Genomic DNA, 15,471 nt, shown 5'->3' with positions numbered 1-15,471 from the left:
ATGGAGAACGCGCTCGTGCGCGGACGCCAGGGGCATCCCGCACAGATCGGGTCAGCGGTGATGATCGGCCCGCACGCCCACGTCAACCGACCACCTGACGTTCTACCGACCACGCCTCCCTCCACGCGCCAGCTCTCCTCCAGTGCGACGATGCGCTCGCGCAGCGGGGTCGGGTCGGCGTCCGGCGGGACCGGGCCGTGCGCGGCGGCGTCGGCCAGCCAGTCCGCCCAGGCCTGCCAGCGCGGTAGGTAGAGGTCCCGGACGAGGCCCTGCCAGTGCCTGCCCGAGTAGTCGTGCAGGCCGTTGTGCTGCCCGCCCCAGACGCTGACCAGGCTCCGTGCCTCACGCTCCATGGCGTCCCGCTCGGCGTCGGTGTCGCCCCAGGTGCGGGCGGCGTCGACCCAGGTGGCGACCCTCGTCTCGGGCCGGGCGGCCGCCAGGTCGTCGAGCTGCAGCAGATCGGCGCGCAGGCGGCGCATATGGGCGCGGACGCCGTCCGGGTCGCCTTCGCGTGCCGCCGCCAGGATGCCGCGCACGTGCGCGCGGGTGCCCTGGGCGAGGACGTGGCCCGCCAGCTCGGCGATGTCGGCGCTCAGCAGCTCGCGCGCCGGGTTCGGGAGGGACGTGTCCGGCAGTGTGCTCGGCAGGGTCTCCGGGAGGTGGTCGCGGACCTCGGTCAGCTCCCGCACAGCCTGGCCGAGGCGGGGGAGCGCCGTTGCGACGTCGGGGTCGTTCTCGGCATCGATGTTGGACGAGGGTGTCGGCGGGTCGGTGCCGGCCGTGCCCCCGTGCCCGATCGCCTCGCCCGCGCTGCGCTGGGCGGGGAACGGCAGCCCCGCGGTCCAGGGGCGAGCGATGACGGGCGTCGGGACGGAACGGGTACGGCCCACACCGTAGAGAGTCGAATAAATAGTGTGCCAAGCGCGTAGCGCCGTCTGTGCCACGTTCGCCCGCAACTCACCGGCCAGCCCCGAGCGGGGGGATCCTGTGGCCGATCCTGTGGCCGATCCTGTGGCCGATCCTGTGGCCGATTCTGTGGCCGATTCTGTGACCGGGTGCGGCTCCGACAGCCCGTACCGGTCCAGCACGAACCGCTCCAGCCAGCGGTCGATCTCGGCAGGGGAGCGCGGCGCGTCGTCCCAGGCGAGGTCGGTCGCGAGCTCGTAGAAGACCTCGTTGTTCTCGATGGCCTCGGGGGCGAGACCGATGCCGCGCAGGTGGGGCACGCCGTCGGGCAGGGAGAGGACGTCCCGGACGAGGCCGCGCAGGTCGCCGAACAGCGCGGGCCGGCCCCCGAAGTTGTGCAGCGCGCACCAGACCCAGGGTCGCCCGGCGAGCGGGGCGCCGTCGGCCAGGAGGGCCGTGTGCAGCGGCACGTACTCGCCCCAGAGGTCCAGGACGAGCGTGCGGTCGACGGGGACGTCGCTCAGATAGGCGGCCACGCGGTCGAGCGTCCAGAACGCGCCCTTGAAGTGGAAGGGCCAGCCCTGGAGCACCCAGACGGCGTCGGGGTCCGCGGCGGCGAGGGCCCGGTAGGTGCCGCGGCCGGCGGCGCGCAGGTACTCGACGTTGCCCGACGGCGGGACCGACTCGATGTACGGGTCGACGGCGTAGTGCCCGGACCCCGGGCCGAGCAGCTCGCCCTGGACCTGCGCGAAGGTCGCGAACAGCTCCTGGAAACGACGCGACTCCGGGTGGAGGAGGGGGATGTGCCAGCCCTGCCACTCGATCTCGCCGGCTGAATGGTCGTCGACAGGTTGGTCGTCGACAGGTTGGTCGCCGGCGGTGTCGTCATCGTCCGGCCCCGGGCCCGCGAGGGCCGGCGGGACGTGCCCGCCGAACGCGGGGAGCACCGGCGTCATGCCGAGCTCGCGCATCCGGGCCAGGACGCGCCGGGCGAGGTCGACTCGGCGCTCGGCCCAGCGAGCCGGCAGCGGACCGCCGAACGAGTGCATGCCGCCCATGAACGTCCACGGGAAGTGCGCGGCGCCGCCCAGCCAGCGTGCGGCCTCGGCGTCGGGCAGACCGGCCCGGCGGAACGTCTCGGCGAGCACCGCCTCGTGCGCCACGAGCATGAGCGGGTGCGTGATGCCGTGCAGCGCCATCCAGTCGATCTCGCGTTCCCAGCGGTCCCAGCCCCAGAACGGTGTCGAGTAGCCGAAGGTCACGACGTTCAGGTAGTACCGCACCTCGTGCGGCGACGAGACGGTGGTGCGGGCTGCGTCCGGCAGCGGGCTCGGACCGGCCGTGTTCGGGGTGACGCGCGGCTGCTGCCAGGTCAGCCGCGTCCCCAGGTGGTCGCGGATGTACCGGGCCAGCGCGACGGACGCCGCCACCGCGCCCGTCGCCCGGATCGTCAGGTGGCCGGCCGAGGCCCGGTATTCGGCGGTGTCGGGCAGGTTGGTATCGAATCCCAGGGGCTCGACGGTGACGCGCCGCGGGTCCAGGCCTGCCCGCTCGGCGACGCCGCGTACGGCGTCGTCCCACCCGCTCGTCCCACTCACCGCGACCTCTTGCCTGCGCTGTCCCGGCCGGTGCCCACGCCCGCAGAACCCAGCGCGGCGCCGGACCACCGCCCGAAGTCCACCACGCCGGCACCCGCGCGCGACCACTCCGCGGCGAACGCCATGAGGTGGCTGTCCAGCGCCGTGGCGAACGACAGCTCGCCCGAACCGACGGTGCCGTCGACCACTGCCTGGCAGAACGCGTCCATGAGACCGTCGTCGCCACCCGCATGGCCGCCGCGGCCGCCCGGGCCGGCGTCGGTCCCGGCAACAAGACCGGCGCCGAGACCAGACTGCGGGGCCGGGTGGGCCACGAGCGTGTGGCTGGCATGGCCGAGCGGCCCGTCCGTGCCGGACTCGACGAGCTCCACGCCGGGCAGTGCGCCGAGGACGGCGTCCGGCAGCCGGCCCGACGGCGAGAACAGGTCCACCCGGATCTCGCCCGACTCCATGTGCCCGTGCAGCTGCCCGCGCGTGCCCGTGATCGCCAGGTGCCGGGTGTTCTCGGCGGTGAACGCGCTGGCCGTGAGCGTGGCGGTGAGCCCGGACGGGAACCGCAGGAGGGTCTGCTGGTGGTCGGCGACGTCGTTGTCGCAGTGGTAGACGCAGCGCCCGTACGGCCCGCGCCGCAGGGCGGCGAGGCGGCCGGCGGGAGACAGGTCGTCGCCGAGCATCGTGACCGGATGACCCGTCACGTCGCGCAGCGCGTCCAGGTAGTAGCGGGGCGCGTAGAACGGGCAGTCCGCCGCGGCGGGACAGCCGTCGGTGCAGCGGGCGGGGGCGCCCTCCGGCGCGTTCTCCGGGCGGAAGTGCAGCAGCGAACCCTCGCTCGCCACGGTCCGGGGCGCCGACCCGGCGAGCCAGCGGATCAGGTCGAGGTCGTGGCAGGTCTTGGCGAGCACCATCGGGCTGGACTCGGCGGTGTTGCGCCAGTTGCCCCGGACGAACGAGTGCGCGAAGTGCCAGAACCCGATGTTCTCGCGCACCTCGATGGTCGCGAGGTCGCCGAGGGTGCCCGCCTCGACGACGGCCCGCACCGCCCGCCAGAACGGCGAGAACCGCAGCACGTGTCCGACGGCGATCTGGGCGCCCGTCCGGCGGACCACGCCGGCCAGGTCCGCCAGGGCGGCTAGCGTCGGCGCGGCGGGCTTCTCCAGCAGCATCGGCAGCCCGACGCCGTGATCGTCGCCCTGCCCGACCGCCGTGGCCGCGGCGACGTGGAGGGCGTCGGGCAGCGCGACGATCACGGCGTCGGGCCGCAGGCGGCCGAGGTCCGCGACCAGGCCGCTCCAGTCGGCGTAGCGGGCGGCGGTCGTGCCGGCCAGGGCGTCCAGGCATGCCGCGTCCGGGTCGGCCACCGCCACGATCCGGGCGCGGTCGGGATGCGCCCGGGCCCAGCGGCCGTAGGCGTCGGCGCCGCGGCCGCCGGCGCCGAGGACGGCCAGCCGGACCGGAGGCCGGGCAGGCGGCTGAACGGGAGGCGCCGTCATCTCTCCGCCCCCTGGACCAGACCCGACACGATGTACCGCTGCGCGAGGAAGAAGACGATCACCACGGGCACCGTCACCGCGATGGACCCGGCCAGGAGCACGGTGACCGGTACCTGGAAGTCGCCGAGCTGCGCGATGCCGAGCGGCGCCGTCCAGAGGTCGCGGTGCTGCACCAGGAACAGCAGGGCGTAGAAGTACTCGTTCCAGGCGATCATGAACACGTAGATGGCGGTGGCCACGACGCCGGGGATCGCGATCGGCAGCACTACCCGGACGAGCAGCTGGCCGAGCGAGCAGCCGTCCATGATCGCGGCCTCCTCGACGCTCTGCGGCAGCGCGAGGAAGAAGTTGCGCATCATGTACAGCGCGACGGGCACCGTGGCCGCCACGTAGACGATCAGCAGCCCCACCAGGGTGTCCGTCAGGCCGAGGCGGGACAGGATGACGAACTTCGGCACCGCCAGGACGATCCCCGGAAACAGGTAGACGGCCAGGATGATGCCGTTCGTGAGTGCCCGGCCGCGGTACCGGAGGCGGGCGGCGGCGTAGGCGCCGAGCACGCACACCAGGATGCTCAGCGCGACGGTCCCCACCGCGACGCCGAGCGAGTTGAGCACGAACCGGCCCAGCCCGAACCCGCCGTCGGCCTCGTCGCGCATCGCCGTCGTGAAGGCGGACAGGTCGAGCTCGGACGGCAGCCCGAGCGGGTCGCGGACCACCTCGCCGTACGGTCGCACCGAGAGCAGCACGCCGTACAGCACGGGCCCCAGCGACCACAGGAGCGCGACGGCGACCACCACGGCGCGCCCGACCCGCGCGGCGCGGGTGGGCCGGACACCGCTCATGACTGCCCCCTCATGAACTGTCCTTTCATGATTCGTCGGTCCGTCGGGAGAGCAGCACGTACCCCACGAGCAGCACGCACAGGATGAGGCTCATGAGCAGGCCGAAGGCCGCGGCGCTGCCGATGTCGGCCTTGGTGACGAGCTCCGTGTACACCTGGATGGCCATGACCTGCGTGCTCCCGGCGCCCTCGGTGAGCAGGTAGACGTCGTCGAAGGTCTGGAACGACCAGATGAACCGCAGCAGCAGGAGCAGCAGGGCCACCGCCCGCAGCTGCGGGAGCAGGATGAACCGCAGGGCCTGCCGGCGGTTCGCGCCGTCGAGCGCGGCCGCCTCCTCGATCTCACCGGGCACCGACTGGAGCCGGGCCGTGAGGAACAGGAACGCGAGCGGCGCCGACTTCCAGATGTCGAACAGGACGACCACGAGCAGCGCGACCGGCACGGGGACGCCCCAGACGTCCGCAGTGGTCGTGCTGAGGAAGCCCACCGGCGTGTCCCACCCGAGGTACGCGCGGCCGAACGCGTTGACCACCCCGTACTGCGGGTTGAGCGCCGTCTTCCAGATGGTGGCCGCGGCGACCACCGGCAGCACGTACGGCACGAGCAGCAGGGCGCGTACCAGGCCGCGTCCGGGAAACGGCCGCCGCAGCGCCAGCGCGAGCGCGAGGCCCACGGCGAGCGACCCCACCGCCGTCAGACCCGCGTACAGGACCGTGGTCCACAGGGCGCCCCAGAACGCCTGCGACGCCGCGGCCTGCCGGAAGTTGTCCAGGGTCCACACTATCGGCTCCGTCCCGAGGTACGGGATGTCGACGAGGCGGATCTCGGAGAACCCGAACACGACTACCAGGGCGAACGGCAGCAGCACCACCAGGGCGACCACCGCGAGCGACGGCGAGACGAGCAGCCACCCAGAACGGTTCGCGCGCTGGGCAGCCGTCGTCGGGCGGGCCCTCGTGGCTGGTCGGGCCGTCACTGGTCCTGCTGCAGGGCCGTCACCTCGGCGGCCATCTGCTGGGTCACCTCAGCCGGGTCGGTGCCCCGGTACAGCGGGTCGAGCTGCTGCGCGAGCGTGCCCTGGGTGGCGACCAGCCCCGCGAGCGTGGCATCAGGGGTGCCCTGACCCCAGCGGGAGACGGCGGCCATGCCCTCGCCCATCGCGGTGACCAGGTCGTCGCCGTACACCTCGGCTACCGAGGACTCGACCTTGGGCCCGAAGCCCAGGCCGCCCCATGCGTCGAGGAACTCCGTCGGGTTCTCGGGAGTGCCGGTGCGCAGCGGCAGGCGGCCCTCGGTGGCGACGGCGAGCGTGTCGGCGTAGCCCTCGCCCATGACGAACTCGATGTACTGGCGCGCCTCGTCGGCGTTCGCGCGCGCGGGGACCGCGTAGGCGAGCGTGGCGCCGAACTGGGCCGGATGGGACTCGTCCAGCACCGTGATGAAGTCAGAGTTCTCCGCGAGGAACGCGGGTTCGTCGGCGCACTGCTCGCACGACGGCGGCACCGCCTCGTCGAGGTTCGCCAGCTCGTCGAGGATGTGGGTGGAGAAGAGCAGCATCGCCGCGTCCCCTGCCATGTAGGCGGCACGGGCGGACTCGACGTCGTAGTCGCCGGCGACCGACGAGTCGCGCAGCTCCTTGAAGTACCCGGCGGCCTCCGTGCACTCGGACGAGTCGATGGTGACCTCGCCGTCGGACACGAGCTCGCAGCCCGCGGACTGGAAGATCGACTCGATACCCTCCGTGCCCGAGGCGGTGCCGGACTGGGTGCCGAGCGCGATGCCCGTGATGCCGAGCTCGTCCTCGACGGTGGTCGCGGCCTCGGCGAGCTCGGCCACGCTGGTCGGTACCTCGACCCCCGCCTCCTCGAGCAGGTCGGTGCGGTAGGCGATGAGGTGCACCCAGCCGTCGCTCGGGACGGCGGCGACCGTGCTCTGCCCGTCGGTCTGCACCGTGACGGCGCCCAGCGCGTTCTCGTTGAACGTCGCAGGGTCCAGCGTGTCCATGGCCTCCTGCACGACGTCCGTGTCGAGCAGCCCCTGGGCCTGCCAGGACGTGATCTGTGAGGCGCCCGCGAGGATCACGTCCGGCACCTCGCCGGATGCGGCACCGGTGACCAGCGCCTGGTCCTGGTCGGCGGCCGCGAGCGGGACGACGTCGACCTCGATGCCGGTCTCCTCCGTGAACCTGGCCGCCACGGCCTCCTGGGCGGCGACCCGCTCCGGCGTCGACTGCGGAGTCCAGAAGGTGATGGCCTCTGCCGGCCCTTCCTGCTCGGCGCTGGGGCCGCAAGCGGCGAGGAGCGTTGCGGCGGCGGTCAGTGCGACGACGACGGCGGACGAGCGGATGCGACGATGCATGGTCCCTCCTCGGTGTTTGTGCCGGTGCGGGTGCCCCAGAGACTTCACCCGCGGAGGGAGTCAGTCAAGGCCGACGCGCGGTACGTCCACCACCCTGGCGTCGCCGACCTCGGGGGAGAGGGCGCCCGCGGAGGCGGCGGCGACGTCGGAGGTCAGGGTGTCCAGCTGGTGACGGGGCACCAGCAGCCGCAGGTGCGCGACGGCGTCGTAGGCGGGCGGCTCCATGACCGACCCGTGCGACGAAGCCCAGTCGCGCAGCACGTTGTCGATCCGGCCGGCGTCGCCGTGGGGGACGGGCACCTCCACCTCGTACAGGAGCTCCCGGCGGAGCAGCGCCCCGGCCCCGTAGGCGACGTCGAGGGCGCCCGCCACCGCGCCCGAGTACGCCCGGACCAGACCACCCGCACCCAGCTTGACGCCGCCGAAGTAGCGGGTGACCACGGCGACCAGGTCCGTCATGTCGCGATGACGCAGCACCTCCAGCATGGGGACGCCCGCGGTGCCGCCGGGCTCGCCGTCGTCGGAGGAGCGGGCCGTCTGGCTCGCACCGTCGGCGTGGGTGCCCAGCACCATCGCGACGCAGTGGTGGCCCGCGTCCCACAGCTCCTTGCGGCGGCGCGCGATGACGGCGTCGGCCTCCGCGACGCTCGCGGCGGGTGCGAGGTGGGCCAGGAACCGGGACTTCTTGATGACGACCTCGTGGTCGATCGGCCGGGCGATGGTGCTGGGGAGGTCCACCGCACGAGGGTACGGGGACTTCCTTCACGGATCGCCGACACGCGGCGTCTTCTCCATAGATTAATAGTGTGCCAAGCGTACATTCCAACCATGACCAGTACCGACGCAACCTCACCACAGGCAAGGAGTGGGGAGCTCGCCCGCTATCCGCGGCCGCCAGTGAGCCTCGAGGAGGCCGAGTGGGTCTGGCGTGAGCTCTCCACCGAGGCGATGCGGACGGCCGCGAAGCCCGAGGCGGTGCGGCTCGCGGTGATCACCGGCCTGGTGCGCGCGACGGGCGCCCGGTACGGGGACCTGCTGCGGGTGCGCGTCGAGGACATCGATCTCGGGCCGGCCCGGGCGAAGACCTCGGACGGCAGCGTGCTGGTGCGGCACGGTAAGCACCGCACGCCGCGGCGCCACCTGCTGCCGGCCGACCTCGTCGTGCTGCTGAAGCACTGGATGGTCGTGCGCGAGGAGCTCGCGGCAGAGCTCGAGGGTTCGGTGCCGAGGGCGCTGCTGCTCACGGTCCACCACACGCACGACAACGGGACGACCGTCGCGTCCGGCCTGCCGATCAGCCGGCAGGGGCTGGTGCTGTCGTGGCGACGGTTCGTGCACCGGACCAACGCGCGCTACGGCGCTCTGCGCCCGCCGCTGCCCACCCGCTTCGAGCAGATCCGAAGAGCATGGATAGAAGCATCAAGTGAGCCCTGACCTGTCCCGTTGAGTGCGGGATATTCGCCCCTCCAACAGCCTTGGACGGGCGAATATCCCGCACTCAACGGTCACGTGGTCGAGATACCCACGAGCGGGGCCTGCGGGGTCGACGAGGGGAGCTCCGTGAAGCCGTAGCGGTCGTAGAACAGGCGGGCAGCGGTGTTCTCCGCCGCGTAGCCCAGGTGCACACCCGGCACGCCGCGCTCCGCGAGGGCGCCGCGGAGGGTGTCGATGAGGCGGGAGCCCAGGCCGCGGCGCTGGAGCACCGGCAGCAGGTCGATGTGCAGGTGGGCGGGATGCGTCGTCAGCTCGCGGTGGCGCAGGCCCCGGACCATGCGTTCCGGGTCCGCGCCGTCGTGCAGCAGCTGGGCCTCGGAGTAGCCGGGGTTCCGGCCGGTGGCCGGGCCCGGTGCGGGGTGCCGGACGACGAAGCCCGGCGTCCACTCGCGGGCCCACCAGTCGACGAAGGCCTGGGTGTCGGCGACACCGATGATATATCCCGCCGCACGGCCCTCGTGCTCGACCACCCACGCGAGGTCGGGCGAGTGCTCCACGTAGGGGAGCGCGTAGACGTCGGGCATGAGCAGGTCGGACGAGTAGACGCCGCGCGCGTCGCCGCCGGCCGCCGCGGTGCGGACGCAGATGTCGGCGACGTCGGCACGGTCGGCGACGCCGTACGGGCGGATGAATGGCTCGGTCACCCCGGCACCCTAGCCTGCAGTGCCGGGGTGTGGTCGCGCCGATCCCGGCGGCCGCGAGGCCGCCGCGGTCACGACTCGGGGATCGCCCCGGACGCCGACTCCAGGTGGGCGCGCACGAACCAGTGGAACTGCTCGAGCTCGTGCAGGTGGCCGATGAGCAGGTCGTTCGTCACGTCGTCCAGCTCGGCGGTGTCGTCGGCGGCCTTGCGGTGGTCCGTGATCACGGACTCGTAGACGTCGTCCAGCGCGGCCAGGTGCTTGGTGGTCGTGGCACGGCCGAGCGGGTAGTCCTCCCAGTTCCGGGCCGCGACGAGCGCGCCGGGCGTCCCGACCGGGACGCTGCCAAGGGTGGCGACGCGCTCGGCGATCTGGTCGACCATCGCGCGCACGGCGTCGACCTGCGGGTCGAGCATCTCGTGCACGCCGATGAAGTGCGGTCCCACGACGTTCCAGTGCACGTGCTTGAGCGTGAGGTGCAGGTCGTTCAGCGCGTGCAGCCGCTGCTGGAGGATCTCCGCGACCTCGGCCCCCTGCTCGGGGGTGAGGGACGGGACGGTGTAGCGGGGCAGCTTCGTGGACATGCCTGGTCCTCTCTTCCGGTGATCGGTCAGCTCGGTCCATCCTCACGCGAGGGTCGGCCGGTCGCCAGCGCGAGGAGCGCGATCCCGACCAGGGCGAGCGCGGCGAGCAGGACGGCGGTGGTCGTCGTGGTTCCGGAGGCGAGCATGGCGAGGGCGCCGAGGAGGCCGGTGGCGCCGAGGACCGTGGCGTCGCGGCGCCAGCCGGCGCGGAGGGCGGCGAGCTCGGTGTGTCCGTCGGGCGGGACGTGGGCGGCCCACCAGGTGGCGCGTGCGAGGAAGTGGGCGAGCAGGGCGACGACGAGGGCCCAGGGGTCGAAGGGTTCGGTGGTGAAGCCCCAGAAGAGCACGGTGGCGACGACGATGACGCCGCCGGCCGTGGCGGGGGTGGGGTGGGCGACGAGGAGGCCGGTGGCGAGGAAGGCGATGGTCGCGGTGACCCCGAGGGGGACGTCGGGGGTGCGGCCGGCCGCGGTGAAGAGCAGGAGCGGGGTGAGGACGAGGAGCGCGAGGCGGAAGGTCCAGCCCCGGAGGGTCGGTCCGGTCTCGACCGTGACGGCGGGCAGGGGGCGCCGGCCGGGGTCGTCGAGGCGGAGCCTGAGGTGCCAGAGCCGTTCGGTGAGGGAGCTGGGGATCATGGGGTGCGTCCGGGGATGTGGCGGCGGGCTGCGTGGGCGAGGGCTTCGAAGCGGACGGCGGCCTGGTCCCGTTGAGATCCGGCCCAGCGGACGACGGGGATGCCCTCGCCATCGAGGGCGGCGATCCGGTCCTCGCGTTCGAGGCGGCCGATGTGCCAGGCGATCGCGAGATGGCTCTCGATGACGGGGTGGACGTCGGGGAGGGTGTCGATCACGACGACGGGGTGGCCCGCGGCACGCCAGATGCGGACGAGGTGCAGGGGGTCGTCGTCGAGCAGCGTCGTGAAGAGGTAGACGATCGCGTCGGCCGGGAGCTGGGGTGGGCGCACGCGGTGTGCCGACGCCGGGTCCTTCGGGTGGGCGAGGGCGAGCCCGTGCACGAGGCGGCGGAGGTGGCGCCGTCCGGCCGATGGCGGGAGCGGACGGCGCCGGCGGGCGAGGTCTTCGAGGCCTACGCGGTCGCCCGCTTCGACGAGGGCGGTGGCGACGGAGGCCGCGGCGTGGCGGGCGAGGTCGAGCGACGTCGGCTCGTCGACCCTGATGGTGCCGTAGCCGCGCCAGGTGCGGACGTCGGGTCCCACCTCGTCGCGCGAGTCGACGACGAGTACCGCCGTCGCCTCGGCGGTGGAGTAGGTGCGGCGGACGTAGAGGGTGTCGAGCTCGGGGGACCGGCGGGCCGTGGTGCGCCAGTCGATCCGGCGTAGGCGGTCCCCCGGTGTGAAGGGGTGGATGTCGCGGAGCTCTGTGCCGTCGCCGAGGCGGCGTGCCGAGTGTGGTCCGGTGAGGCCGCGCAGCCGTCGCGGCAGGGGCAGGCGGCCGAGCGGGGCGGCGCCGGGCAGGACGAGGCGGGTCGCGGCGCGGACCTGGGTCGGCTCCTCCTCCCAGGCGCCGTGCAGGGATCCGCGCAGGTCGACGGTGAAGGTCTGCTGGGGGCCGGTGCGGACGGACGACAGGCCGAGCGGCACCTCGCGGTCCTGAGTCTGTCCGTGAGCCTGTTTCTGGGCCTGTCTCTGGGCGTGATTCTGCGGGCGGGCCGCAAGCGTCAGGTGGGTGGTGCGGTGCCCGGGGGCGGTGATGCGGAGGTGGACGACGTCGGCGCCCTCGCCCGGGCCGGCGGCGAGCCGGAGGGTAGCGGTGAGCTCGCCCGGGGCGGTGGGGCCTGCCGGTTCGTGGAGGTCTGCCCGCAGGGGTGTGGTGGGGCGGCTGGCGTGGGCCCAGGTGGCGGCGAGGAGGCCGGGTATGCCGATGAGCGCGATGTCGGCGCGGCCGGCGAGCACGCTCGTGGCGAGCAGGAGGATGCCGACGGTGACGGCGGCGGTGTACGCGGAGGTGGGGCGCCAGCCTGGGTGGCCGTCGACGGGACTGCCGTAGGTCCGTCCGCGGGCGACGATGATGCCGCCGACGGTCATCGGGTGGGGACCGTGGCGGGCGTCGGGACGGTGTGCAGGAGGTCGGCGACGATGGTCTCGGGCCGGGTGGCCGACGCCCACGCGGTGGGCGTGAGGGTGATGCGGTGGGCGAGGACGGGGATGGCTACGCGCTTGACGTCCTCGGGCAGCACGTAGTCACGTCCGTCGAGGACGGCGACGGCGCGCGCGAGGAGCACGAGGTTCTGCGAGCCGCGGGGCGAGGCGCCGACCTCAAGGGCCTGGTGGCCACGGGTCGCGGCGGTGAGGTCGACGCAGTAGCGGACGACGTCGGGGTCCACGGGGACCTGTTCGGTCCCTGCCTGCATGGCGCGGACGGTGGTGGGATCGACGACGCGGCGGACGGAGGTGGCCTCCTGTCGCCGGGCGAGGCGGCGGGTGACGACCTCGGCCTCCTGGGCGCGGTCGGGGTAGCCGACGCCGAGGCGGACCATGAAGCGGTCGAGCTGAGCCTCCGGGAGGGGGTAGGTGCCCTCGTACTCGACGGGGTTGGAGGTCGCCAGCACGTGGAAGGGGTTGGGCAGAGGGCGGCTGGTGCCTTCTATGGAGACCTGTCGTTCGGCCATGGCCTCGAGCAGCGCGGACTGGGTCTTGGGCGCGGTGCGGTTGATCTCGTCGGCGAGGAAGAGGCCGGTGAAGACGGGTCCGGGGCGGAACTCGAAGGTGCGGGTCGCCGGGTCGAAGACCGAGGAGCCGGTGATGTCGGCGGGCAGCAGGTCCGGGGTGCACTGGAGACGCGCGAAGTCGAGACCGAGGGCGGCGGCCAGCGAGCGCGCGGCGAGGGTCTTGCCGAGGCCCGGTACGTCCTCGAAGAGGACGTGTCCGCCCGCGAGGATGGTGGCGAGCGCCACCTGGAGCGCCTCGCGCATGCCGACGACGGCGGTGCCCACCTCGGCGAGGACCTGCTCACCCAGTGCTGCGACGTCGGCGACGGGCAGCGGTGCGGGGCTGGTCTCTGGGCCGGTCTCTGGGCCGGTCTCAAGGCCGGTGCGGTCAGGCATTGTTCTCCTCGGTGATGGGTGCTGGGCCGAGGCGGTCTATCGCCTCGAGCCAGGTCTGCACGGTGCGCGCCGTGGGGGGCTGCCGGGACTTGAGCTGGTGCAGGACGCGAGCGCCGAGCAGTCGTTCGGCGTCGGGTTCGGCTGCGGGGTCGGACGGGTCGATGCCGTGTGCGCGGAGCCGGTCGGCGGCGAGTGCCCGGATGCGGCGGACTACCCGGTCGGTGACGCGGCCGTCGCGGCCGAAGACGGACCAGCCGAGGTCGGAGACGTCGTTGCGTCCGCCGGCGCGTGCCTCGATGGGGAGGTCGGGCCATTGGGGGTCGGGGATGGTGGTGTCGGTGGCGGACCACAGGATGCTGATCGTGGTGGCTACGGTTGCTGCGGCGAGGGCGTGCCACGGGTCGACGACGTTCCAGTAGGCGAGTCCGGCGGCGGCCAGGCCTGCGACGACGGTGACGGTGGTGACGCGTCGCCAGTTCCAGGACCTCATGTTCGGCCTTGTTCGCTGTCGGTGGTGGGGCCGGTGGTGGGGTCGGCTGCGGGGTCGTCGACGTCGAGGCTGCGTGCGATGTCCGCGAGCGCCGCTCGGGCCTGGGCGACGGCGGTTCGGTCGATGGGCCGGTCGGTGAAGCGGGCGCGTTGGTAGAGGGTGCGCAGGCGGGCGATTGCGGCTGGTGGTGCGGGGGTCTTGGCGAGGACGGTGCCGGTGAACTCGGTGGGGGTCTGGGCGGGGTCGCGGTGGGCGCCTGCGCGGGCTGCGGCTTCTTCGAGGGCTACCCAGGCGGCGACGACGGCGTCGCGGGGGCGGGCGTGTCCGTCGAGGTGGGCGAGGGCGCGGGTGACGGCGTCCTGGAGCTCTGGTAGGTCGACGGCGTCGTCGGGGGTTGCGGTGCCGGTGCCGCCGGTGAGCTTGTCGGGTGTGGTGTCGATCTGTCCGCGGAGGATGGTGAGGAGCTTGCGGGCGGCGAAGCCGAGCAGGGCTGCGATGAGGAGGCCGATGAGGACTGTGGTGATGAGGGTGACCCAGCGGTTGTCGGGGGTGGGTTCGTCGGTGGGCTGGGCTTGTGGGCTGGCGCTGGCATCGGGGCTCGGTGGTGGCTGCTGTTGGGGCATGGAGAGCTCCGGGGTGGGCAGGTGGGGCGGGCTGAAGCGCCAGGGGGCTGCGGTGGCTGCGCCGAGTACCACGACGGTGACCAGGAGGATGGTGATGGCCAGGCGGGTGGTGGGCTTCATGGTGTGCGGGCCGGGCTGGTGGGCTGGCTGGTGGTGAGGTGGTGGGCGTGGATGCCCGCCGCGGCTGCCGCGACGAAGGAGGCGGGGTCGGCGTCGAGGTCGCGGCCCATGGTGCGCAGTCCGCCGGGTGCGGTGCGCAGGGTGTCGAGGAGGGTGGTGTCGGTGGGGACGTCGACGAGGGTGTGGCGGGTACCGGCGAGGTCTTGTGCCTGTTCGCGGATCCGCTGGGTGAGGGGGGCGCCCCAGGTGGGCAGGTCCTCCAGGTCGGTGTCGGGTACTGGGACGGGGACGTCGGCGGGTGCGAGCGCGACCCTGGTGTACGCGGTCAGGGAGTGGTGGGAGATGCCGAGGTGGCGGTCGCGGGGGTCGGCCCCGGATACACGCAGGGAGGCGACGGGGCGCCCGCGCAGGGTGGCGGCGGCGTTGACCGCTTCACCGGCGGCGACGCCGGAGTAGCCCCAGCGGGTCCCGGTCCCGAGGTTGCCGGGTCCCTGGGCGACGACGGCGACGTCGCACCCGGCGACGTGCCGGGCCGCGAGCAGGCCGGTGTGCACGGTGACGGCCTCGAGGTCGCCGCCGAAGGCCTGGCCGACGGTGACGCACGTGGTGAGCCAGTCGGCGTCGCGCAGGGCGGCTATCGTGCGGGAGAACGCGGCGGGCAGCGCACCGCCGTCGGTCATGACGTAGGCGATCCGCAGGCCGGCCACTTTGCCGGTCGATGTCCCGCCGACGGCGGCCGCGTGGGCGTGCCGCAGCCCGGCGACGACGGCGGGCAGCGCGGAGTGCAGGTCCGCGACGACCACTGGCATGCCGTCGAGGCTGTCGGCGTCGGCCAGGGTCGCGTGGTGGGGCGACTCCTGCTCGTCGACGCCGAGCACCATGGTCTGCAGGGGCGTGTACCGGGCCTTGACGAGGTGCCCCGGTCCTGGGGCGGGGTCGGGTGGCAGGGGAGTGCCGGCCGAGGCGGGACCCACCACCAGTGCGTACCCTCCGGTGCCCAGTCCGCGCGCGAGCGCGGAGACGTTCAGGAGCAGCGCGTCGCCCGGCCCGGGGTCACCCACCAGGTCGGTGTACGCGAGGGCGCGCACCGTCACCGGCCCTGTCGCCGGCTCTGTCACCGGCCCAGCGGCGTCGCGCCCAGGCAGGGGGCGGTCGAGCGTCACCTCGAGCTCGCGTGCGCCCCGCCACGACCTGCCTGTGGAAATCACGGTCCCGATCCGCCACGTCATCACAGGGTGGAGGCTACCGAACGCTACCGT

The 15,471-nt window shown here is 73.3% G+C and carries 15 protein-coding genes; 1 reads left to right on the top strand and 14 read right to left on the bottom strand.

The window, feature by feature from the left end:
* From AB0F70_RS26215 to AB0F70_RS26190, 6 genes are all read right to left on the bottom strand, one after another.
* On the bottom strand, window positions 1–2,504 hold a 2,504-nt coding region (locus AB0F70_RS26215; protein WP_357455815.1), incomplete at its 3' end, for an alpha-N-acetylglucosaminidase TIM-barrel domain-containing protein.
* Window positions 2,501–3,994 carry a Gfo/Idh/MocA family oxidoreductase gene (locus AB0F70_RS26210; RefSeq protein WP_357455812.1) on the bottom strand — a complete coding sequence of 498 codons (1,494 nt, stop codon included), beginning with the start codon at window positions 3,992–3,994 and terminating at the stop codon, window positions 2,501–2,503. The genes AB0F70_RS26215 and AB0F70_RS26210, both read right to left, overlap by 4 nt.
* Window positions 3,991–4,839 carry a carbohydrate ABC transporter permease gene (locus AB0F70_RS26205; RefSeq protein WP_357455809.1) on the bottom strand — a complete coding sequence of 283 codons (849 nt, stop codon included), beginning with the start codon at window positions 4,837–4,839 and terminating at the stop codon, window positions 3,991–3,993. Before AB0F70_RS26205 ends, AB0F70_RS26210 begins: the two co-directional genes overlap by 4 nt.
* Before the next feature lie 25 nt (window positions 4,840–4,864).
* The gene (locus AB0F70_RS26200) at window positions 4,865–5,815 is read right to left on the bottom strand and encodes a sugar ABC transporter permease (protein WP_357455806.1); all 951 of its coding nucleotides are present in this window, start codon (window positions 5,813–5,815) and stop codon (window positions 4,865–4,867) included.
* A complete protein-coding gene (locus AB0F70_RS26195; protein WP_357455803.1) occupies window positions 5,812–7,197 on the bottom strand; it encodes an extracellular solute-binding protein in 1,386 nt (461 codons plus the stop codon). Before AB0F70_RS26195 ends, AB0F70_RS26200 begins: the two co-directional genes overlap by 4 nt.
* Window positions 7,198–7,257: 60 nt before the next feature.
* Window positions 7,258–7,935, bottom strand: a complete 678-nt coding sequence (locus AB0F70_RS26190) for a YigZ family protein (protein ID WP_357455800.1) — start codon at window positions 7,933–7,935, stop codon at window positions 7,258–7,260.
* Between the two features lie 90 nt (window positions 7,936–8,025).
* Between AB0F70_RS26190 and AB0F70_RS26185 the strand changes: the two genes are divergently transcribed.
* The gene (locus AB0F70_RS26185; RefSeq protein WP_357455797.1) at window positions 8,026–8,631 is read left to right on the top strand and encodes a tyrosine-type recombinase/integrase; all 606 of its coding nucleotides are present in this window, start codon (window positions 8,026–8,028) and stop codon (window positions 8,629–8,631) included.
* A gap of 71 nt (window positions 8,632–8,702) precedes the next feature.
* On the opposite strand, the gene AB0F70_RS26180 is transcribed toward AB0F70_RS26185, so the two are convergent.
* The 8 genes from AB0F70_RS26180 to AB0F70_RS26145 form a co-directional block, all read right to left on the bottom strand.
* Window positions 8,703–9,335, bottom strand: coding sequence for a GNAT family N-acetyltransferase (locus tag AB0F70_RS26180; RefSeq protein WP_357455794.1), 633 nt, complete (start codon window positions 9,333–9,335; stop codon window positions 8,703–8,705).
* A 68-nt stretch (window positions 9,336–9,403) separates the two neighbouring features.
* Window positions 9,404–9,916, bottom strand: coding sequence for a DNA starvation/stationary phase protection protein (locus AB0F70_RS26175; protein ID WP_357455791.1), 513 nt, complete (start codon window positions 9,914–9,916; stop codon window positions 9,404–9,406).
* 26 nt (window positions 9,917–9,942) lie between these two features.
* Window positions 9,943–10,551: a hypothetical protein gene (locus AB0F70_RS26170; protein ID WP_357455788.1), complete on the bottom strand. Its 609-nt coding sequence runs from the start codon at window positions 10,549–10,551 to the stop codon at window positions 9,943–9,945.
* Complete coding sequence (locus AB0F70_RS26165; RefSeq protein ID WP_357455785.1) at window positions 10,548–11,960, bottom strand: DUF58 domain-containing protein; 1,413 nt, start codon at window positions 11,958–11,960, stop codon at window positions 10,548–10,550. Before AB0F70_RS26165 ends, AB0F70_RS26170 begins: the two co-directional genes overlap by 4 nt.
* Window positions 11,957–12,979, bottom strand: a complete 1,023-nt coding sequence (locus AB0F70_RS26160; RefSeq protein WP_357455782.1) for a MoxR family ATPase — start codon at window positions 12,977–12,979, stop codon at window positions 11,957–11,959. The genes AB0F70_RS26165 and AB0F70_RS26160 overlap by 4 nt, the downstream gene beginning before the upstream one ends.
* Window positions 12,972–13,469, bottom strand: coding sequence for a hypothetical protein (locus AB0F70_RS26155; protein WP_357455779.1), 498 nt, complete (start codon window positions 13,467–13,469; stop codon window positions 12,972–12,974). The genes AB0F70_RS26160 and AB0F70_RS26155 overlap by 8 nt, the downstream gene beginning before the upstream one ends.
* Entirely contained in the window at window positions 13,466–14,212 is a 747-nt protein-coding gene (locus tag AB0F70_RS26150; protein ID WP_357455776.1) for a DUF4129 domain-containing protein, read from the bottom strand. Before AB0F70_RS26150 ends, AB0F70_RS26155 begins: the two co-directional genes overlap by 4 nt.
* Window positions 14,209–15,444 (bottom strand): DUF3866 family protein, encoded by a 1,236-nt coding sequence (locus AB0F70_RS26145; RefSeq protein ID WP_357455773.1) that lies wholly within the window; start codon window positions 15,442–15,444, stop codon window positions 14,209–14,211. Before AB0F70_RS26145 ends, AB0F70_RS26150 begins: the two co-directional genes overlap by 4 nt.
* Window positions 15,445–15,471 lie beyond the last annotated feature (27 nt).

This window comes from Promicromonospora sp. NPDC023805 (assembly GCF_040639635.1).
In the GTDB taxonomy this organism is placed as follows: Bacteria; Actinomycetota; Actinomycetes; order Actinomycetales; family Cellulomonadaceae; genus Promicromonospora.
Note: the sequence above shows the minus strand (reverse complement) of the source record. Positions and strands in the feature narration are given on the sequence as shown.

Bases quoted from the DNA above. Each gene is read 5' to 3' on its own strand.
- AB0F70_RS26210 (WP_357455812.1), bottom strand. From the start codon at position 3,994: ATGACGGCGCCTCCCGTTCAGCCGCCTGCCCGGCCTCCGGTCCGGCTG.
- AB0F70_RS26205 (WP_357455809.1), bottom strand. From the start codon at position 4,839: ATGAGCGGTGTCCGGCCCACCCGCGCCGCGCGGGTCGGGCGCGCCGTG.
- AB0F70_RS26195 (WP_357455803.1), bottom strand. From the start codon at position 7,197: ATGCATCGTCGCATCCGCTCGTCCGCCGTCGTCGTCGCACTGACCGCC.
- AB0F70_RS26185 (WP_357455797.1), top strand. From the start codon at position 8,026: ATGACCAGTACCGACGCAACCTCACCACAGGCAAGGAGTGGGGAGCTC.
- AB0F70_RS26175 (WP_357455791.1), bottom strand. From the start codon at position 9,916: ATGTCCACGAAGCTGCCCCGCTACACCGTCCCGTCCCTCACCCCCGAG.
- AB0F70_RS26170 (WP_357455788.1), bottom strand. From the start codon at position 10,551: ATGATCCCCAGCTCCCTCACCGAACGGCTCTGGCACCTCAGGCTCCGC.
- AB0F70_RS26165 (WP_357455785.1), bottom strand. From the start codon at position 11,960: ATGACCGTCGGCGGCATCATCGTCGCCCGCGGACGGACCTACGGCAGT.
- AB0F70_RS26160 (WP_357455782.1), bottom strand. From the start codon at position 12,979: ATGCCTGACCGCACCGGCCTTGAGACCGGCCCAGAGACCGGCCCAGAG.
- AB0F70_RS26155 (WP_357455779.1), bottom strand. From the start codon at position 13,469: ATGAGGTCCTGGAACTGGCGACGCGTCACCACCGTCACCGTCGTCGCA.
- AB0F70_RS26150 (WP_357455776.1), bottom strand. From the start codon at position 14,212: ATGAAGCCCACCACCCGCCTGGCCATCACCATCCTCCTGGTCACCGTC.